The sequence below is a fragment of the Micromonospora parva genome, assembly GCF_040649675.1.
Lineage (GTDB): Bacteria > Actinomycetota > Actinomycetes > Mycobacteriales > Micromonosporaceae > Micromonospora > Micromonospora parva.
Map to the genome: position 1 here is coordinate 50,040 of NZ_JBEZFX010000008.1, position 19,317 is coordinate 69,356.

At 72.5% G+C, this 19,317-nt stretch carries 16 protein-coding genes; 1 reads left to right on the forward strand and 15 read right to left on the reverse strand.

Annotated elements, in window-relative coordinates; translation table 11 throughout:
• Positions 1 to 48 precede the first annotated feature (48 nt).
• Positions 49 to 1,329, forward strand: coding sequence for a chymotrypsin family serine protease (locus tag AB0C03_RS20665; RefSeq protein ID WP_357638421.1), 1,281 nt, complete (start codon positions 49 to 51; stop codon positions 1,327 to 1,329).
• Between the two features lie 79 nt (positions 1,330 to 1,408).
• Here the strand turns inward: AB0C03_RS20665 and AB0C03_RS20670 are convergent, their stop codons facing one another.
• From AB0C03_RS20670 to pyrR, 15 genes are all read right to left on the reverse strand, one after another.
• Complete coding sequence (locus AB0C03_RS20670) at positions 1,409 to 2,392, reverse strand: AAA family ATPase (RefSeq protein ID WP_030335676.1); 984 nt, start codon at positions 2,390 to 2,392, stop codon at positions 1,409 to 1,411.
• Positions 2,393 to 2,648: 256 nt separating this feature from the next.
• Positions 2,649 to 4,622 carry a primosomal protein N' gene (locus AB0C03_RS20675; RefSeq protein WP_435823377.1) on the reverse strand — a complete coding sequence of 658 codons (1,974 nt, stop codon included), beginning with the start codon at positions 4,620 to 4,622 and terminating at the stop codon, positions 2,649 to 2,651.
• Positions 4,619 to 5,812 (reverse strand): methionine adenosyltransferase, encoded by a 1,194-nt coding sequence (metK, locus tag AB0C03_RS20680; protein ID WP_030335671.1) that lies wholly within the window; start codon positions 5,810 to 5,812, stop codon positions 4,619 to 4,621. The genes AB0C03_RS20675 and metK overlap by 4 nt, the downstream gene beginning before the upstream one ends.
• A gap of 87 nt (positions 5,813 to 5,899) precedes the next feature.
• Entirely contained in the window at positions 5,900 to 7,108 is a 1,209-nt protein-coding gene (gene coaBC / locus AB0C03_RS20685; RefSeq protein WP_030335668.1) for a bifunctional phosphopantothenoylcysteine decarboxylase/phosphopantothenate--cysteine ligase CoaBC, read from the reverse strand.
• 14 nt (positions 7,109 to 7,122) lie between these two features.
• Positions 7,123 to 7,386, reverse strand: a complete 264-nt coding sequence (rpoZ, locus tag AB0C03_RS20690) for a DNA-directed RNA polymerase subunit omega (RefSeq protein ID WP_030335666.1) — start codon at positions 7,384 to 7,386, stop codon at positions 7,123 to 7,125.
• A gap of 64 nt (positions 7,387 to 7,450) precedes the next feature.
• Positions 7,451 to 7,984 (reverse strand): nucleoside/nucleotide kinase family protein, encoded by a 534-nt coding sequence (locus AB0C03_RS20695; RefSeq protein ID WP_030335664.1) that lies wholly within the window; start codon positions 7,982 to 7,984, stop codon positions 7,451 to 7,453.
• 25 nt (positions 7,985 to 8,009) lie between these two features.
• Entirely contained in the window at positions 8,010 to 8,327 is a 318-nt protein-coding gene (mihF, locus tag AB0C03_RS20700; RefSeq protein ID WP_030335662.1) for an integration host factor, actinobacterial type, read from the reverse strand.
• A 178-nt stretch (positions 8,328 to 8,505) separates the two neighbouring features.
• The gene (gene pyrF / locus AB0C03_RS20705) at positions 8,506 to 9,342 is read right to left on the reverse strand and encodes an orotidine-5'-phosphate decarboxylase (protein WP_210861956.1); all 837 of its coding nucleotides are present in this window, start codon (positions 9,340 to 9,342) and stop codon (positions 8,506 to 8,508) included.
• Between the two features lie 72 nt (positions 9,343 to 9,414).
• Complete coding sequence (locus AB0C03_RS20710; RefSeq protein ID WP_357638426.1) at positions 9,415 to 10,689, reverse strand: adenosylmethionine--8-amino-7-oxononanoate transaminase; 1,275 nt, start codon at positions 10,687 to 10,689, stop codon at positions 9,415 to 9,417.
• A 281-nt stretch (positions 10,690 to 10,970) separates the two neighbouring features.
• Positions 10,971 to 12,029, reverse strand: a complete 1,059-nt coding sequence (locus AB0C03_RS20715; protein WP_357638428.1) for a quinone-dependent dihydroorotate dehydrogenase — start codon at positions 12,027 to 12,029, stop codon at positions 10,971 to 10,973.
• Positions 12,026 to 15,373 carry a carbamoyl-phosphate synthase large subunit gene (carB, locus tag AB0C03_RS20720; protein WP_210866549.1) on the reverse strand — a complete coding sequence of 1,116 codons (3,348 nt, stop codon included), beginning with the start codon at positions 15,371 to 15,373 and terminating at the stop codon, positions 12,026 to 12,028. The genes AB0C03_RS20715 and carB overlap by 4 nt, the downstream gene beginning before the upstream one ends.
• Positions 15,366 to 16,529: a glutamine-hydrolyzing carbamoyl-phosphate synthase small subunit gene (gene carA / locus AB0C03_RS20725; protein ID WP_210858684.1), complete on the reverse strand. Its 1,164-nt coding sequence runs from the start codon at positions 16,527 to 16,529 to the stop codon at positions 15,366 to 15,368. The genes carB and carA overlap by 8 nt, the downstream gene beginning before the upstream one ends.
• Positions 16,526 to 17,803: a dihydroorotase gene (locus AB0C03_RS20730; protein WP_030335651.1), complete on the reverse strand. Its 1,278-nt coding sequence runs from the start codon at positions 17,801 to 17,803 to the stop codon at positions 16,526 to 16,528. Before AB0C03_RS20730 ends, carA begins: the two co-directional genes overlap by 4 nt.
• On the reverse strand, positions 17,800 to 18,726 hold the full coding sequence (locus AB0C03_RS20735; RefSeq protein WP_030335650.1) for an aspartate carbamoyltransferase catalytic subunit: 927 nt from the start codon (positions 18,724 to 18,726) through the stop codon (positions 17,800 to 17,802). Before AB0C03_RS20735 ends, AB0C03_RS20730 begins: the two co-directional genes overlap by 4 nt.
• The gene (gene pyrR, locus AB0C03_RS20740) at positions 18,723 to 19,307 is read right to left on the reverse strand and encodes a bifunctional pyr operon transcriptional regulator/uracil phosphoribosyltransferase PyrR (RefSeq protein WP_030335648.1); all 585 of its coding nucleotides are present in this window, start codon (positions 19,305 to 19,307) and stop codon (positions 18,723 to 18,725) included. The genes AB0C03_RS20735 and pyrR overlap by 4 nt, the downstream gene beginning before the upstream one ends.
• Between the last annotated feature and the right edge of the window lie 10 nt (positions 19,308 to 19,317).

The window sequence follows — 19,317 nt, forward strand, 5'->3', positions numbered from 1 at the left end:
TGGTGCGGGCACGGCCCGCTCCACGACCCCTGGGGGAAGAGGTACCCGATGATCCGTCCACACCCGACCACCCGACGCCCGGTGGCGCTGCTGCGTCGCGTCGCCGTCGCCGCGATCGGTCTCACGCTGCTCGCCGCGGGCCTGACCACCACCCCGGCCGCCGCCGCACCGGGCGGCAAGGCCACCACCGCCGGATCCTTCGTCGACAGCACACCGGTGCCCGGTGGCTTCGCCTCCTGGTCAGAGCTGCTCCGGCTGCAGCAGCGCATGAACACCGCCGCCGAGCGGATCACGAAGGTGGCCGAACGCAGCCCGAACTCCGGCTTCGCCGGCATCGTCGCCGACCCCACCACCCGCCACCTCCAGGTCTACTGGAAGGGTGAGCCGCCGGCGAGCCTGGTGGCCACCGCCCGGGCCACCGTCGCCACCCAGGTGCTGCCCGCCGCGTACTCGCAGCGGGAACTGCTTGCCGCAGCCGATCGGCTGCGGGCGAAGGCCGGAAACGAGATCACCACGGTCGGGCCGCGCGCCGACGGGGCCGGCCTGCTCGTCGGCACGCAGGACGGGCTGCTCGGCGCGACGGCCATGGCCGGCGTGCCGGTGACCGTGCAGACCAGGGTCGCCGCCGCGCCCGCGACGCGGTGGGACGACAGCGCGCCGTGGTGGGGCGGTGCCGCCTGGCGCAACGCCACCACCGGCGGTGGCTGCTCGACCGGCTTCGGGGTCTTCAAGAACGGGAACGCGCGGATCCTCTCCGCCGCGCACTGCGGCAACCTCAACAACGTCGCGACCGACCCGACCGGCCAGTCGATGGGCACCGTCAGCACCCGCAACGCCGGCACCGACACCCTGCTGTTGTCGGCCGGCGCCGGCGGCCGGGTCTTCAACAACAGCACCGCCGCGAACGGCGACGTGGTCAGTGAGTTCAGCAACCAGGTGATCGGCGCGTCGGCCAGCCAGGTCGGCAACTGGGTGTGCACCTCCGGCGCGTACTCCGGCACCCGCTGCTCGATCCAGGTGAAGGCCCGCAACCTCTGCATCAACGTGCGCGACTTCGGTCAGGTCTGCGGCCAGGTCCAGGCGGAGAACACCACCGGCACCAACGCCGTCGGCCAGGGCGACAGCGGTGGCCCGGTGGAGATCGTGAACGCGGCGAACACGCTCCAGGTCTGGGCGACCGGAACCAACACCGCCATCGACGACACCTTCACGTCGACGGCCTGTACCGGCTACGTGAAGACCGGCCGGGTCTGCGCCTGGCGGTTCTACTACGAGGACATCTTCTCCGGCATGGCCGGCGTCGGCGCCACGGGCGTCGTCCTCGGCTGAGACGTCGCGGCGACCGCCGTACGACTCGGTGGCCGGGCCGGCGCGCGTACCCGCGCGTCGGCCCGGTCTCGCGCCGGGTTCAGACGCTGGCGCCCGGGTCCCCCGCGAGCACCGCGTCGCCACGGAGCAGCGCCGGCTCGGGCAACGGCAGTTGGATCTTGTGAGCCGCCTCCCAGTCGTAGATCAGGCCGGGGCGCACCTGGGCGGCGAAGTAGTCGATCGCGGTCATCCCACCCACCACCGGCTCGTCGACCTCGGCGACCAACTGGGCCGGGACCAGGGAGAACCCGTTCTGCAGAGCGGCGCTGAGGCGGCGGTGACCGTCGACGACGAAGAAGTACTCACCGGTGAACCCGATCTTCAGCGGTTCGAGGGCCTCGTCGCCCGCCTCGGCCACCCCACCGACGAAGTCGGTGTCCCACAGGCCCCGCAGGGTGGCGATGTCCTCGGTCGGGTAGACCCGGGCCGGGTCCAGCAGCAGCAGCGGCGGCGCGTCCCGCAGCACCTCGGCGCCGAGGGTGCCCTCGTACGCGGCCACGATGTGCTCGATCACCTCGGCGGCGGACGCCCGGGTGGTGTCGCAGATCAGGTCATAGTTGCGCAGCCGGGCCTTGTCCACCCCGTACCGGATGATGAACCGGCTCCGCTCGCTCGCGCTGCGCTCACGGAGCTTGGCCTTGGCCTCCTCCAGGGAGGCGTAGCTCTCCGCCGGCCCGGACGGTCGGGCGAGCACCCGGCGGGCCGCCTCACCCGGCTCGGTGATCATGTGCACCTTGAGCGCGTCGGTGAAGAAGTGCCAGGCCAACCGGGAGTCCATGATGAGGCGCTCACCGGAGGCGGCGATGTCCCGCTGGAGCTGGTCGACGTAGCCGTCGACGGCCTGGTCCAGCTCGGCGTGCAGGTTGAGCTGCAGCGCGGTCATCTGCCGCTGCTGCGCCATCTCCCGGTAGAGGTCCCCCACGCTGACCCGGCGCATGCCGAGCCGCTTGGCGATCTCGACCGACACGGTGCTCTTGCCGCTGCCGAGGTCGCCGTTGAAGACGATCGATTGTCCAACGGTCACGACTGGTCCACCCCTGATCACCGGCTCATTGACATCATCGACCTCGCGCCCGACGGACGCGTTTCCGCCATCGTCGCGCCATCCCGCGGCGACTCCAGCTCGGCGCGGCTGACGCCCCCTCGCGACCTGGAGCCCGTCGTACGCCTCGGCATGACGGGCGATGCTACCACTCGGCCGCCACCGGTTTGCCGGACGCGGTGTGCGAGGGCACCCCCGGTGGGCCAGCTCCCCCACCGCCGGCACCGGCCGAAACGCCTCAGAACAGGCTCAGCGGATCGACCTGGAGACGAACCGGATCGGCGGCCTTGCGGGCGGCCCGCGCACCAGCGGCCGAGTGCAACGCCTCCGCGAGCGCGCCAGCCCGGGCCCGGGGCACCCGGACCAGCATCCGCTCCCGACCCTCCTCGGCCGGCACCGGCCCGAGCACCTCGGCGTCGTCCGGCAGCCGGGCCGCGGCCAGCAGGTCCGCCACCGCCTCGGCCGGGCCGGTGACACTCGCCATCCGGACGGCCGGTGGAAAGCCCAGCTCGCGGCGCTCGGCCAGCTCCCGGCCGGCGAACCAGCCGGCGTCCCAGCGCAGCAGCGCCTGCACGGGGGCGAGCGCGCCGTCGGCGACCACCACCACCCGACCGGCCGGCGCCGGGCGGGCCAGCGCCGCCGCCGCCAGCCAGCGGCGCAGCGCCTCCTCACCGGCGCGCAGGTCGGCCCGGGTCAGCAGGGCCCACGAGTCGAGCAGCAGCACCGCGCCGTAGCCTCCCTCGGCGACCGGCTCGGCGCCCGGCGTGGCCACCACCAGGGCGGCACCACCGGGTACGTCGGTCAGCACCTCCTCGCGCCCCGAGGTGCGCACCGGGACGCCGGGGAACGCCCGGCCCAGCTCCTCGGCGGTGCGCCGGGCGCCGGTGACCGCAGCCCGCAGCCGCCGCCCACCGCACTGCGGGCAGGCGTACGCGGCCGCCACCCGGGCGCACCACCGGCAGGCCGGGGTGCCGCCGGCAGCGGGCAGCGCGAGCGGGCCGGCGCAGTGCACGCAGCGGGCCGGAGTGCGGCACTCGGCGCAGGAGATCGACGGCAGGTAGCCGCGGCGGGGCACCTGCACCAGCACCGGCAGGTCCTGGCGGAGCGCGTCGCGGGCGGCCGTCCAGGCCAGGCTGGGCAGTCGGGCGGTGGCCGCCCCGGGGTCACGGGCCAGTTGGGGGTCGTCCCCGGTCGGCGCGATGGCCGGGACCCGCGCCCGTACGGTGCTCCGGTCGGCGACCACCTCCCGCGCCCAACCGGTCTCCACCAGCAGCTGCCCCTCGGCCGTGCGGGCGTACCCGCCGACCAGCGCGCCGGCCTCGGCGAGGTGGACGCGGGTGAGCAGCACGTCGCGGGCGTGCGGGTAGGGCGCCCGGGGCTCGGAGTGCAGGTCGTCACCGTCGTCCCAGATGGCGACGAGGCCGAGTCGGGCCACCGGGGCGAACATCGCCGCCCGGGTGCCGATCACCACCGGCACCTGGCCCCGGCGAGCGGCGAGGAACGCCCGGTACCGCCGGGCCGGGCCGAGGGCCGCGGAGAGGCTGACGTGCCGCCCCGGGCCGAGCACTGTGGTGAGCGCGGCGTCGAGCCGGTCGAGGTCCCGTGCGTCGGGCACCACGACCACCGCGCCGCGCCCACCGGCGACGGTGGCCGCCACCGCATCGGCGTAGCGGGCCGCCCAGTCCTCGCCGGGCAACGCCGACCAGACCGCGCGGGGCGCCCGGCCGTCGGTGAGCGCGCGCAGCATCGCCGGGCCGGTCGGGTAGTCACGCCAACCGCGCGGGTCGACCGCCCCGGTGGGGGCGGCCGGGGTGGGCTGCTCGTCGCGGGGCTCCTTCTCCACCCGCGCGTGCCGGGGTGGCACGGCGAGCCGGAGCACGTCGGCGAGGCTGCCCGCGTAGCGGTCGGCGACCGCCCGGGCCAGCCGGGCGATCTCGGGGGCCAGCACCGGCTCCGGCGAGACCACCTTCTCCAGGTACGCGAGGCGGCCGGTGTGCCCGGAGTCGTCGGCGCGCGACAGCAGCCACCCGTCGACGAGTTGCCCGGCGAAGCGCACCTTCACCCGGGTCCCGGGCACCGCCACCTCGTCCAGCTCCGCCGGCACCAGGTAGTCGAACGGCCGGTCCAGGTGCGCCAGGCCGACATCCACGCAGACGCGCGCGACCGGCGACCCATCCGCGGGTCGCCGGTCGCTGCGCTTGGTGGTGGTCAGGCTCCCGCGGCCGACTTGAGGTCGGCGGCCCGGTCGGTGCTCTCCCAGGTCAGGTCCGGCAACTCCCGGCCGAAGTGGCCGTACGCGGCGGTCTGCTGGTAGATCGGGCGGAGCAGGTTGAGGTCCCGGATGATCGCCGCCGGACGCAGGTCGAACACCTCGCCGACGGCCTTCTCGATCGAGGCGACGGGCACGGTCTCGGTGCCGAACGTCTCGATGAAGAGGCTCACCGGGTGCGCCTTGCCGATGGCGTAGGCGACCTGCGCCTCGCACCGCTCGGCCAGACCGGCGGCGACCACGTTCTTGGCCACCCAGCGCATCGCGTACGCGGCCGAGCGGTCCACCTTGGACGGGTCCTTGCCGGAGAACGCGCCGCCGCCGTGGCGGGCGTATCCGCCGTAGGTGTCGACGATGATCTTGCGACCGGTCAGCCCGGCGTCACCCATCGGGCCGCCGATCTCGAACCGGCCGGTCGGGTTGACCAGCAGCCGGTAGCCGTCGGTGTCCAGACCGAGGCTCTCCAGCTCCGGGGCGATCACGTGGTCACGAACGTCGGGGGTGAGCAGCGAGTCCAACGAGATGTCGGCGGCGTGCTGGCTGGACACCACAACGGTGTTCAGCCGGACCGGGCGCAGCCCCTCGTACTCGATGGTGACCTGGGTCTTGCCGTCCGGCCGCAGGTACGGGATCGTGCCGTCCTTGCGCACCGCCGAGAGGCGACGGGCCAGCCGGTGGGCGAGCGCGATCGGCAGCGGCATCAGCTCGGGCGTCTCCGAGCAGGCGAAGCCGAACATCATGCCCTGGTCGCCGGCGCCCTGCGCGTCCAGCGCGCTCTCCGACGCCCCGGTCCGCAGTTCGAAGGCGTTGTCCACGCCCTGCGCGATGTCCTCGGACTGCGCGCCGATGGAGACGCTGACGCCGCAGGAGGCGCCGTCGAAGCCCTTCTTCGACGAGTCGTAGCCGATGTCGAGGATGGTCCGGCGGACGATCGTCGGGATGTCGGCGTACGCCTTGGTGGTCACCTCACCGGCGATGTGTACCTGACCGGTGGTGATCATGGTCTCCACCGCCACGCGGCTGTGGGGGTCCTCGGTCAGCAGCGCGTCGAGGATGCCATCGCTGATCTGGTCAGCGATCTTGTCCGGGTGGCCTTCCGTGACCGATTCGGACGTGAAGAGACGGCGTGTCACGGCACTCCTAAGCGTGTGAGGTCGTTCCGCGGCAGTCTAATCACCACTGCGGCCGGTGTCGGGATCGGTCGCGTCCTGTTCCACCCGTCAGGAGCGGCCGGGCAGCCGCGCCACGACGAGATCCCACACGGCGTCGGCCACTGCCTCCTTGGCCTGCTCGGGCAGCCGGCTGACCGAGCCGTCGGCGCCGATGACCGTCACCGTGTTGGTGTCGGCGCCGAAGACCAGGTCCGGACCGACCTCATTGATCACGATCAGGTCGGCCCGCTTCCGGGCGAGTTTCGCCCGGCCGTTGGCCTCGGCGTCGCCGGTCTCGGCGGCGAACACCACCAGCACCTGCTCCGGTCGTTTGCGCTGGCCGAGCTCCGCCGCGATGTCCGGATTCGTGACGAGCTCGATGGTGGGCGCGACACCGTCGTCCGACTTCTTGATTTTGCCAGGCGCGTACGTCGCGGGCCGGAAATCGGCCGGAGCCGCCGCCATGACCACCGCGTCGGCGTCGACGGCGGCCTTGACCGTCGCCTCCCGCAGCTCGGCGGTGGTGCCCACCCGGATCAGGTCGACGCCGGCCGGGTCGGCGAGGTCGACGTTCGCCGCGACCACGGTGACCCGGGCACCCCGGGCGACCGCCGCGCGCGCGAACGCGTACCCCTGCTTGCCCGACGAGCGGTTACCCAGGAAGCGGACCGGGTCCAGGGGCTCGCGGGTGCCACCGGCGGTGACGACCACCCGGCGACCGGCCAGGTCGGCGGGAGCCGCGTCACCACGGGCCAGGAGCCGAACGGCGACCGCGAAGATCTCCGCCGGGTCCGGCAGCCGACCCTTGCCGGTGTCGGCGCCGGTGAGCCGGCCGACGGCGGGTTCGATGACCCGCACCCCCCGGGAGCGCAGCGTGGCGACGTTGGCCACGGTGGCGGGATGTTCCCACATCTCGGTATGCATGGCCGGGGCCAGCAGGACCGGGCAGCGGGCGGTCAGCAGGGTGTTGGTGAGCAGGTCGTCGGCGAGGCCGTGGGCGGCCTTGGCGAGCAGGTCGGTGGTGGTCGGCGCGACCACCACCAGGTCGGCCTGCTTACCGAGCCGGACGTGCGGCACCTCGTGGACGTCGGTCCAGACGTCGTCGGCGACGGGTTGACCGGAGAGCGCGGCCCAGGTCGGCGCTCCCACGAACCGGAGCGCCGACGCGGTGGGCACGACCCGAACCCGGTGACCGGATTCGGTGAAGAGTCGCAGCAGCTCGCACGCCTTGTAGGCGGCGATGCCGCCACCGACCCCGAGGACGATCGAGGCGGACATCGGCCAGCGGGGGCTTACGGCTGGTCGGTCGGCTCGGCGGTGAGCAGGCCCGAGTTGATCTCGCGCATGGCGATCGAGAGGGGCTTCTCCTGCGGGGTGGTCTCGACGAGCGGACCGACGTACTCCAGCAGACCCTCACCGAGCTGGCTGTAGTAGGCGTTGACCTGGCGCGCGCGCTTGGCGGCGAAGATGACCAGCGCGTACTTCGACGTCGTCTTCTCGAGGAGCTCGTCGATCGGCGGGTTGGTGATGCCTTCGGGGTTGGCGATGGATCCCACGAATTAACCTCTGCGTCTTTCGAGCCGCGCGGACGCGGTGCTGAGTCTCAACGGTGGCCGGCCGTCAGCCACGCACGCGCGACCAGGCCGGATCCGGATAAGAAGAACCGAGTAAGCCTACCAGCTCTTCAACCACCCGTTCGGTGTGGTCGTGGGTCAGCGTGTGCTCGACGGTGGCGACCACCGTGGCGTCCGGGGCGTACCCGGGTGGGCTCAGCAGCACCAGCCGAGCGTCGGGCAGGCGCGCGCGGACCAGTGGGGTGCCGCGCAGGTCGAGCGGGAGCAGCACCGGCTGCCCGGCGTCGAGCCGGGCGCGCAGCGGCGGGTACGGGGTGCCCCGGCGGTAGGAACCGATCCGGGACCATTCCAGCAGCTCACCGTCGACGATCCGGCGATCGAACTCGGCGGGGGCGAGGAAGACGCGGTCCACCCCGTCGATCTCCGACTCCCGGCGCGGCCTGGTGGTTGCCGCGACCGGGATCCACACGGACGGAGAACGCGCCCGGACGAGCTCGACGACACTCTCCCTGCCGGATCCCGAAGGTCCAGCCAGGACAGTGAGCCGAGCCGCCGGGCGCGCCTCGTCATCCGTGCTCACTGCTTGTTTCTACACGCTGCCAGGTTCAGTTGGCGGCGAACTCTCCAAGCAGTGCCTTGCGCTGCTGCTCGCCGAGGCCACGCAGGCGACGGCTGTCGGCGATCTTGAGCTTCTCCATGATCTGGGTAGCCCGGATCTTGCCGATGCCCGGCATGGCCTGCAGGACGGCCGACACCTTGAGCTTGCCGACGACGTCGTCGCTCTCGGCCCGCTCGAGGACGGCACCGAGAGTGGTCTTGCCCTGCTTGAGCTGCTCCTTCAGCTGAGCACGGGCCTTGCGGATCTCCGCGGCCTTCTCGAGCGCGGCAGCGCGTTGTTCGGGGGTCAGTGACGGGAGCGGCACCAGTTCTCCTCAGGTCCCTATCGCGGCGGGCGGGGCGCACCGCCGCATCTGTGAAACGTGGTGTCGCTGTGAACCAAGGGGTCCATGGTTCCCAGCGCGGGGAAAACTAGCGGCCAACGGAGCTTTCGGCAACGTGGGGGCCGCATGATCACCGTAGAGTGACCGACCCGTCAGTCAGTCACCGGGCAGGCAGAACGGCCCGGCAGTCGACCAGAACGCGGTCCGCGGCGGCCCGCAACGCGCCCACGTCGGGGCCCGCCGAGAGCACTTCCCGGGAGTACGACGGGAGCACCGAGGCGAGGCTGGAACCGAAGACGGTACGCAGATCGGCCGCGCCGGCACCCTGCGCGCCGAGCCCCGGAGCGAGCAGCGGGCCCCCCACTCCGGACAGGTCGTGACCGGTGTCACCGATGGTCGCGCCAACCACCAGTCCGAAGCTCCCGAGCGGGGACGCACCCCTGTTGAGCTGGGAAATCTCGTCAATCACGGTCTGCGCCACGGTCCGGCCGTCGGCGGTGACGGCCCGCTGCACGGCCGCGCCCTCGGGGTTGGACGTGAGGGCCAGCACGAACACACCGCCGCCGTGCTCGGCGGCCAACTCGAACATCGGCGCCAGCGAGCCGACCCCGAGGTAGGGGCTCGCGGTGACCGCGTCGACATAGACAGGACTGGATGGGTCAAGGTACGCGGCGGCGTACGCGCTCACCGTCGAGCCGATGTCGCCCCGCTTGACGTCGAGCAGAACGAGCGAGCCGGCATCTCGTAACTGTCGGATAGTTGACTCAAGAATCGCCACACCTCGGGATCCGAATCGCTCGAAAAAGGCCGACTGAGGCTTGACCACCGCAACCCGGTCACCGAGAGCTTCGACGACGGTTCGGCTGAACCGGTCGAGCCCATGCACGTCGTCCGGAAGGCCCCACTGGGCCAGCAGACCGGGATGCGGGTCGATGCCCACACAGAGTGGGCCCCGCTCGGTGATCGCCCGGTGCAGCCGGGTACCGAAGCTCTCCATGGGAGTGTTCCCCTCTTCTCGTCCGGACGGCTGCCCCGCCCGGGTAACCGTCGACCCGGTGACCGGGCCGACTCAGCCGACCGCCACCGCCGCCGCGACCGAGGTCGCGATGCGGGCCAGGTCGACGTCGTCGGTGACGTACGGCGGCATCGTGTAGATCAGGTCGCGGAACGGACGCAGCCACACCCCCTGGGCGACGGCGGCGGCGGTGGCCGCGCCGAGGTCGACCTCGTGATCGAGCTGGACCACGCCGATCGCGCCGAGCACCCGCACGTCGGCCACGCCCGGCGTGCCCCGCAGCGGCTCCAGGCCGGCGCGCAGGCCGGCGCCGATCCTGGCGACCTGGCCGGCCCAGTCTCCGGCCCGCAGCAGCCCGATGGAGGCGTTCGCCACCGCGCAGGCCAGGGGGTTGCCCATGAACGTGGGCCCGTGCGCCAGCACACCGGTAGCCGAGATGCCCCGGGCGACCTCCGGGGTGCACAGCGTCGCCGCGAGGGTCAGGTACCCGCCCGTCAACGCCTTGCCCACGCACAGCACGTCCGGCGTCACACCGGCGTGCCCGGCGGCGAACATCTCACCGGTCCGGCCGAAGCCGGTGGCGATCTCGTCGAAGATCAGCAGAATTCCGTGCGCGCGGGTCACCTCACGCAGCACCCGCAGGTAGCCCGGATGGTGGAAGCGCATTCCACCGGCGCCCTGGACGACCGGTTCGACGATCACGGCGGCCAGCTCGTCGGCGTGCCGTTCGACGGTCTCCACCAGCGCCGCCACGTACGCGTCGTCGGGCGGATCGGTGAAGCCGCCCGGCGGCACCGGGGCGAACACCTGCCGGGGCAGCACGTCGCCCCACAGGTGGTGCATCCCGCCCTCCGGGTCGCAGACGCTCATCGGGTGGAACGTGTCACCGTGGTAACCACCCCGCCAGGTGGCCAGCCGGCGGCGCTGGGGCCGGCCGACAGCCCGCTGGTACTGCAGGCACATCTTCACCGCCACCTCGACGCTGACCGAGCCGGAGTCGGCCAGGAACACGTGCTCCAGGCCGTCCGGGGTCAGTTCGACGAGCGTCTGGGCGAGCCGCACCGCAGGCTCGTGGGTGAGCCCGCCGAACATCACGTGGCTCATCCGGCCGAGCTGGTCGGTCACCGCCGCGTCCAGCACCGGGTGCCGGTACCCGTGGATCGCCGCCCACCAGGACGACATCCCGTCCACCAGCTCCCGCCCGTCGGCCAACCGCAGCCGTACGCCTTCGGCGCTCCGCACCACGTACGGCGGGTTCGCGGGCGGCAGCGCGGCATACGGGTGCCAGACATGGGCCCGATCGGCGGCCAGAATCTCCTCAGGTGTCACGCGTACTCCTCCGTGCCTCGAACCGTCCGGACGACGGACGTCCTGCGGCCGGGCCGGGCCGGGCCGAACCGCCCCGCCGCCGCCGTCCGGCCCGCCGCGCCCGCACCTCGCCGCCTGCCTTTGCTCTGCACCCGCGGAGGCGACACCCGCTGGTCGGGGGCCGCGCTCCTGGTGGTGCGTCCACGGGTGCAGAGCAAAGGGGCAACAACCGGCGAGGGGTCCCTGGCGCGGAGCGGGCTCTGCACCCCGGCTGCGCCGGGTCAGCACCAGGCTGGCTACGGTCACCGGCCGGCGACGGGGTCCGGTGCCGTCGACGGGGGCGCGGACCCGGCGGTCGCGCGGACGGCGGCCCGCACCAGGGCCGGACCCCGGTAGATGAAGCCGGTGTAGAGCTGCACCAGGGCGGCGCCGGCATCGAACATCCGGGCCGCGTCGTCCGGGTCCAGCACACCACCGACGCCGATGATCGGCAGCCGGCCGCCGGTCTCACGGTGCACGAACGCGACCACGTCGCGGGCCCGCCCGGTGAGCGGCCGACCGGAGAGACCACCGGCCTGCGCGCCGCGCTCGACGTCGACGCCGGCGAGCCCGTCGCGCGACAGGGTGGTGTTGGTGGCGATCACCCCGGCGGCGCCCCGGGCCAGGCAGACCTCCAGCAGCTCGGCGATCGCCGCCTCGGTCAGATCCGGCGCGATCTTGACCAGCACCGGCTTCTCCCCCACCAGCGCGCCGAGCAGCGCGTCCAGGTGGGCGCGGTCCTGCAACGACCGCAGACCCGGGGTGTTCGGTGAGGACACGTTCACCGCGAAGTAGTCACCGTGCCCGCGCAGCGCCCGGTACGAGGCGAGGTAGTCCTCGACCGCCTCGTCGAGCGGTGTCACCTTGGACTTGCCCAGCGAGATGCCCAACGGCACCCCGAGCGGGCGCGGCAGCGCCGCCAGCCGGGCGGCCAGCGCGGCGGCACCGGCGTTGTTGAAGCCCATCCGGTTGACCACCGCCTCGCTGGCCGGCAGCCGGAACAGCCGGGGCCGGGGGTTGCCCGGCTGGGCGTGCGCGGTGACCGTGCCGACCTCCACGAACCCGAAGCCGAGCGCCGGCCAGGCCGGCAACGCCGCGCCGTCCTTGTCCATGCCGGCGGCCAGGCCGACCGGGTTGGGGAAGCGCACCCCGAACACCGTGCGCGGCGCGGCGACCGCGTACCGGGACCGCAGCGCGGCCAGCGCGGCCGGCCGCCGCGACACTGCCGCCAGCCGCCGCAGCGTCCACTCGTGCGCCGTCTCGGCGTCCCCGCCGCCGAGCCGGAACAACCACGGCCGTACCGCCCGCTCGAACACTGTCACTGGGCCGCCCGCAGGATGGCGTGCAGGTCCTGCAGAGGCCGGACCTGCATGTCGCCGCGGATACGCGCCTCGATGCCCATCACCGCCGCCGCCGCGCCGGGAACGGTGGTGATGCAGGGGATGTCCGCGGTGACGGCCGCGCTGCGGATCTCGTAGCCGTCCGAGCGGGCGCTGGCACCGGAACCCTGCGGGGTGTTGATCACCAGCGCCACGTGGCCGCCGCCGATCAACGACACCGCGTCATCGCCCGCACCGGCCTGGTAGTGCTTGCGGATCTGCTCACAGGCGATGCCGTGGCGGCGCAGCACCTCGGCCGTGCCGGCGGTGGCGACAATCTCGAAGCCCAGATCCGCCAGCCGCTTGATCGGGAAGATCATGCCGCGCTTGTCGCGGTTGGCCACCGAGACGAAGATCTTCCCGGCGGTCGGCAACGACCCGTACGCGGCCGACTGACTCTTGGCGAAGGCGTGCCCGAAGTTGGTGTCGATGCCCATCACCTCGCCGGTCGACTTCATCTCCGGGCCGAGCAGCGAGTCGATCCCCTTGCCCGCGCGGGTCCGGAAGCGCTTGAACGGCAGCACCGCCTCCTTCACCGCCACCGGGGCGTCAGCGGGCATCGTGCCCCCGTCCCCGGTGGCCGGCAGCAGGCCCTCGGCGCGCAGCTCGGCGATGCTCGCCCCGAGCGCGATCCGCGCCGCCGCCTTGGCCAGCGGCACCGCCGTGGCCTTGGAGACGAACGGAACGGTCCGCGACGCGCGCGGGTTGGCCTCCAGGACGTAGAGCACGTCGTCCTTGAGGGCGTACTGCACGTTGAGCAGGCCCCGCACGCCGACGCCCCGGGCGATCGCCTCGGTGTAGCGGCGCACCTCCGCGAGGTGCGAGCCGGCGAGGGTGATCGGCGGGAGCGCGCAGGACGAGTCGCCGGAGTGGATGCCGGCCTCCTCGATGTGCTCCATCACGCCGCCGATGTAGACCTCGCCGTCGGCGTCGCAGAGCGCGTCCACGTCGATCTCGATGGCGTCGTCGAGGAACCGGTCCACCAGCACCGGGTGGTCCGGGGAGATGTCGGTGGCCCGACCGATGTAGTCGCGCAGCGTCGGATCGTCGTAGACGATCTCCATGCCCCGCCCGCCCAGCACGTACGACGGCCGGACCAGCACCGGGTAGCCGATCTCGTCGGCGATGGCCTTCGCCTCGTCGTACGAGGTGGCCATGCCGTGCGACGGCGCGCGCAGCCCGGCGCGGGCCAGCACCGCGCCGAACGCGCCCCGCTCCTCGGCCAGGTGGATCGACTCCGGGGAGGTGCCGACGATCGGCACACCCGCGTTCTTGAGCCGCTGTGCCAGCCCCAGCGGGGTCTGCCCGCCGAGCTGCACGACCACCCCAACCACCCCCGGCCCGCCGGCCGCCCGGCCGGACGAGTCCTCCGCGTGCCAGACCTCCAGCACGTCCTCGAAGGTCAGCGGCTCGAAGTAGAGCCGGTCGGCGGTGTCGTAGTCGGTGGAGACCGTCTCCGGGTTGCAGTTGACCATGACCGTCTCGTAGCCGGCCGACCGCAACGCCTGCACCGCGTGCACGCACGAGTAGTCGAACTCGATGCCCTGCCCGATCCGGTTCGGGCCGGAGCCCAGGATCAGCACCTTCGGCCGGTCCGACGGCACGACCTCGGTCTCCAGGTCGTACGTCGAGTAGTGGTACGGCGTGGTCGCCTCGAACTCGGCCGCGCAGGTGTCCACGGTCTTGTAGACCGGGCGCACGTCGAGGCGGTGCCGCAGGGTCCGGACGCCGTCCTCGGCGGCCAGCTCCGGGCGGAGCGCGGCGAGCTGCCGGTCGGACAGACCGGCCCGCTTGGCGCGGCGCAACAGGTCGGCGTCGAGCACCGGCGCGTCGACGATCTCGGCGCGCAACTCGATCAGCGCGGCGATCTGGTCCAGGAACCACGGGTCGATCCCGCCGGACGCCTCGGCGACCTCGGCGATCGACGCGCCCAGGCGCAGCGCCCGCTCGACTGTGTACAGCCGGCCGTCGTGCGGGATCCGCAGCGCGGCGAGGGTGTCGGCGAGGGTGACGCCCGCCGGGTCCGGCACGGTCCAGAAACCGGCCGACTTCGTCTCCATCGAGCGCATCGCCTTGTTCAGCGCCTCGGTGAAGTTACGCCCGAGGCTCATCGCCTCGCCCACCGACTTCATCGTGGTGGTCAGCTCCGGGTCCGCGCCGGGGAACTTCTCGAACGCGAACCGGGGGATCTTCACCACCACGTAGTCGAGGGACGGCTCGAACGCCGCCGGAGTCTTCAACGTGATGTCGTTGGGGATCTCGTCGAGGGTGTAGCCGATGGCCAGCTTGGCGGCGATCTTCGCGATCGGGAAGCCGGTCGCCTTGGAGGCCAGCGCCGAGGACCGCGACACCCGGGGGTTCATCTCGATCACGACGATCCGGCCGTCGACCGGGTTGACCGCGAACTGGATGTTGCAGCCGCCGGTGTCCACCCCGACCTCGCGCAGCACGGCGATGCCCAGGTCACGCAGGCGCTGGTACTCCCGGTCGGTGAGCGTCATGGCCGGCGCCACCGTGACGCTGTCGCCGGTGTGCACACCCATCGGGTCGATGTTCTCGATCGAGCAGACCACCACCACGTTGTCGTGCCGGTCGCGCATCAGCTCGAGCTCGTACTCCTTCCAGCCGAGCACGCTCTCCTCGATGAGCACCTCGTGCACCGGGCTGGCGGCCAGGCCGTCACCGGCGATGCGGGCCAGGTCCTCCGGGGTGTGCGCCATGCCGGAGCCCAGGCCACCCATGGTGAACGACGGGCGGATCACCACCGGCAGGCCCAGCTCGGCGACGGTCGCCTCGACCTCCTCCATCGAGTGGCAGACCCGGGAGCGGGGCACCAGGCCCGCCGGGTCCTCGACACCCAGGCGTACGCCGGCCTTGGCGACGATCTCCTTGAAGAGCTGGCGGTCCTCGCCCCGGTTGATGGCGTCGATGTTCGCGCCGATCAACTCCACGCCGTACTTCTCCAGGACACCGTTCTCGTGCAGGGCGACGGCGGTGTTCAGCGCGGTCTGCCCGCCGAGGGTCGCGAGGATCGCGTCCGGGCGCTCCTTGGCGATGACCAGTTCCACGAACTCCGGGGTGATCGGCTCGACGTACGTCGCGTCGGCGAACTCCGGGTCCGTCATGATCGTCGCCGGGTTGGAGTTGACCAGGCTGACCCGGATCCCCTCGCTGCGCAGGACCCGGCAGGCCTGGGTGCCGGAGTAGTCGAACTCGCAGGCCTGCCCGATGACGATCGGCCCGGAGCCGATCACCAGGATGTGCTTGAGATCGGTCCGCTTAGGCATTGCTGCGCCCCTTGCTGTGGTTCCGGCCCTCGATGAGCTCGGCGAAACGGTCGAAGAGGTAGTCCGCGTCGTGCGGGCCGGCCGCCGCCTCCGGGTGGTACTGGACGGTGAAGGCGGGCACGTCGATCGCCCGCAGCCCCTCGACCACGTTGTCATTGAGGCAGACGTGGGACACCTGAACGCCGCCGAAGTCGGTGTCGATCACCTGGTCGGGGACGACGGCGCCGACGCCGGCACCGGGCACCTGGACGGCGAAGCCGTGGTTGTGGCTGGTCACCTCGACCTTGCCGGTGACCCGGTCGAGCACCGGCTGGTTGATCCCCCGGTGGCCGTAGCCCAGCTTGTAGGTGCCGAAGCCGAGCGCCCGACCGAGGATCTGGCTGCCGAAGCAGATGCCGAACAGCGGCACCTCCCGCCGCAGCGCCTCCCGGGCCAGCGCCACCGGCGCGTCGGCGGTGGCCGGGTCGCCCGGGCCCGGCGACAGGAAGATCGCGTCGGCGCCGGTGGCGAGCATCTCGTCGATGGTCGACGACGCCGGCAGCACGTGGGTGGTCACCCCGCGGGTGGCCAGCCGCCGCGGCACGTTGCGCTTGATGCCCAGGTCCAGTGCGGCCACCGTGAACCGGTGCTCGCCGACCGCCTCGACGACGTACGGCTCGGTGGTGCTCACCTCGGCGGACAGGTCCGCGCCGACCATCTGCGGGGCCTGGCGGACCCGGGTCAGCAGGCGCTGCGGGTCGGTCTCGACGCTGGAGATGCCGACCCGCATGGCCCCGCGCTCGCGCAGGTGCCGGGTCAGGGCCCGGGTGTCCACCCCGCTGATGCCGACCACACCCTCGGTGGCGAGGCGGTCCTCCAGCGAGCCGGTGGCGCGCCAGTTCGAGCCGATCCGGGCCGGGTCGCGCACCACGTAGCCGGCCACCCAGATCCGGCCGGACTCGTCGTCCTCGCCGTTGACGCCGGTGTTGCCGATGTGCGGGGCGGTCTGCACCACCACCTGCCGGTGGTACGACGGGTCGGTCAACGTCTCCTGGTAACCGGTCATGCCGGTGGTGAAGACCGCCTCGCCGAAGGTCTCCCCGACACTCCCGTACGCCTCACCGGGGAACGTGCGCCCGTCCTCCAGTACGAGGATCGCGGAACGTCTGCGCGTCACTTGGTTGCCTTTCCGTCCAGGACCGTCGGCTCGCCGCGCAGGAAGGTCGCCACGATGCGACCTGGCAGCGTCATGCGGGCGTACGGGGTGTTGCGACTGCGACTGGCCAACTCCGCCGGCTCGATGGTGCGGCGGGCGGCCGGGTCGATCACTGTCAGGTTGGCCGGCACACCCGGCGCGGGGTCGACGCCGTGCCCGGTGAGGCCGGCGATCCGGGCGGGGGTGCGCGACATCCGCTCGGCGATCAGGTCCCACTGGGGACCGAGCACGTCCAGCGCGATGGAGAGGGCCGTCTCCAGACCGAGCATGCCCGGCCGGGCGTACGCCCACTCGCACTCCTTGTCCTCCACCGCGTGCGGGGCGTGATCGGTGGCGATCACGTCGATCACCCCGTCGGCGAGGGCGGCGCGCAGCGCGGTGACGTCAGCGGCCGTCCGCAACGGCGGGTTGACCTTGAAGACCGGGTCGTAGGTCTCGGCCTTGACGTCGGTGAGCAGCAGGTGGTGCGGGGTCACCTCGGCGGTCACCCGTACCCCGCGTGCCTTCGCCTGGCGCAGCACCTCGACGCTGCCGGCGGTGGAGACGTGGCAGACGTGCAGTCGGCTGCCCACGTGCTCGGCGAGCAGCACGTCCCGGGCGATGATCGCCTCCTCGGCGACCGCCGGCCAGCCGATCAGGCCGAGCCGGGTGGAGACCTCGCCCTCGTGCATCTGGGCGCCCTCGGTGAGCCGGGGCTCCTCGGCGTGCTGGGCGATGATCCCGTCGAACGCCTTGACGTATTCCAGGGCGCGGCGCATCAACTTCGGGTCGGCGACGCAGTGCCCGTCGTCGGAGAAGATCCGCACCCGGGCCGCCGAGTCGGCCATCGCGCCCAGCTCGGCCAGCCGTTCGCCGGCCAGCCCGACGGTGACCGCGCCGATCGGCTGCACGTCGACCAGGTTGGCTTCCCGGCCGAGGCGCCAGACCTGCTCGACCACACCGGCGGTGTCCGCCACCGGGGAGGTGTTGGCCATCGCGCACACGGCCGTGTAGCCGCCCAACGCCGCCGCCCGGGAACCGGACTCGACGGTCTCGGCGTCCTCCCGGCCGGGCTCGCGCAGGTGGGTGTGCAGGTCGACCAGGCCGGGCAGGGCGACCAGGCCGGTGCCGTCGATGACTGTGGCGTCCGGCGCAGTCAGGCCGGGACCGACGTCGGCGACCACGCCGTCGCGGATCAGCAGGTCGGTCGGCGCGGCGCCGACGACGCTCACGCTGGTGATCAGGTACGCGGTCACCGGTTGTTCCCTCCGAGCAGCAGGTAAAGGACAGCCATCCGCACGGAGACCCCGTTGGTGACCTGTTCGACGATGGTGGAGCGGGGTGAGTCGGCGACCTCGGGGGTGATCTCCATCCCCCGGTTCATCGGGCCGGGGTGCATGACGATCGCGTGCTCGGGCAGCCGGCGCATCCGCGGCCCGTCCAGCCCGTAGCGGCGGGCGTACTCGCGGGCGGAGGGGAAGTAGGAGTCGTTCATCCGCTCCCGCTGCACCCGCAGCATCATCACCACGTCCACGTTGGGTAGGACGGAGTCGAGGTCGTAGGAGACGTCGGTGCCGGGGGCGAGTGCGCCCGCGATGTCGACCGGGATGAGGGTCGGCGGGCCGACCAGGGTGACCTTGGCGCCGAGGGTGGACAGCAGCAGCACGTTGGAGCGGGCGACCCGGGAGTGCAGCACGTCCCCGACCACCGCCACCGACAGGCCGGCGAGCCGACCCAGCCGGGCCCGCATGGTGTACGCGTCCAGCAGCGCCTGGGTGGGGTGCTCGTGGGTGCCGTCGCCGGCGTTGACCACCGACCCGTCCACCCAGTTGGCCAGCCGGTGCGGCGCGCCGGAGGCGGGGTGTCGGACGACGACGGCGTCCGCGCCCATGGCCTGCAGGGTCAACGCGGTGTCCTTCAGGCTCTCGCCCTTGGTGACGCTGGACCCCTTCGCGGAAAAGTTGATCACGTCGGCGCTGAGTCGCTTCGCCGCCGCCTCAAAGGAGATCCGGGTCCGCGTGGAGTCCTCGTAGAAGAGGTTCACCACGGTCCGCCCGCGCAGCGCGGGAAGCTTCTTGATCTCCCGGCCGGCGACGGTGGCCATCTCGGCGGCGGTGTCCAGGATCTCGGTGGCGGTGTCGGCGTCCAGGTCACCGCCGGAGAGCAGGTGCTTGATCATGAGTTTGCTCCCCCGTACAGCTTGACCTCGTCGACGCCGTCGGTTTCGGCGAGCGTCACCTTCACGCTCTCCGCGAGCGAGGTCGGGATGTTCTTGCCGACGTAGTCGGCGCGGATCGGCAGCTCCCGGTGACCCCGGTCGACCAGGACGGCCAGTTGCACCGACGCCGGGCGGCCCACGTCGTTGAGCGCGTCCAGCGCGGCCCGGACGGTGCGACCGGAGAAGAGCACGTCGTCGACCAGGATGACCCGTTTGCCGTCGATCCCGCCGGAGGGCAGCTCGGTCGGGCCCACCGCGCGGGTGGCGTGCCGACGGAGGTCGTCGCGGTACAGGGTGATGTCGAGCACACCCACCGGGACGACGACGTCCTCGAAGGTGCTGATCCGGTCGGCGAGCCGTCGGGCGAGCGGGGTGCCCCGGGTGGGGATCCCCAGCAGCACCGTGTTCGCGGCGCCCTGGGTCTTCTCCAGGATCTGGTGGGCGATGCGGTCGACCACGCGTTGCACGTCGGCGCTGGCGAGGATCACCTTCACCGAGGGTTGTCGCGGTGGTGACGAGCGGGCAGCCGGTGGGTATGCCACGGCGGACCTC

Excerpts from the sequence above, each read along its gene's own strand:
- AB0C03_RS20665 (WP_357638421.1), top strand. The coding sequence starts at position 49 with ATGATCCGTCCACACCCGACCACCCGACGCCCGGTGGCGCTGCTGCGT.
- coaBC (WP_030335668.1), bottom strand. The coding sequence starts at position 7,108 with ATGTCCGCCTCGATCGTCCTCGGGGTCGGTGGCGGCATCGCCGCCTAC.
- pyrF (WP_210861956.1), bottom strand. The coding sequence starts at position 9,342 with ATGGAGAGCTTCGGTACCCGGCTGCACCGGGCGATCACCGAGCGGGGC.
- carB (WP_210866549.1), bottom strand. The coding sequence starts at position 15,373 with ATGCCTAAGCGGACCGATCTCAAGCACATCCTGGTGATCGGCTCCGGG.
- AB0C03_RS20735 (WP_030335650.1), bottom strand. The coding sequence starts at position 18,726 with ATGATCAAGCACCTGCTCTCCGGCGGTGACCTGGACGCCGACACCGCC.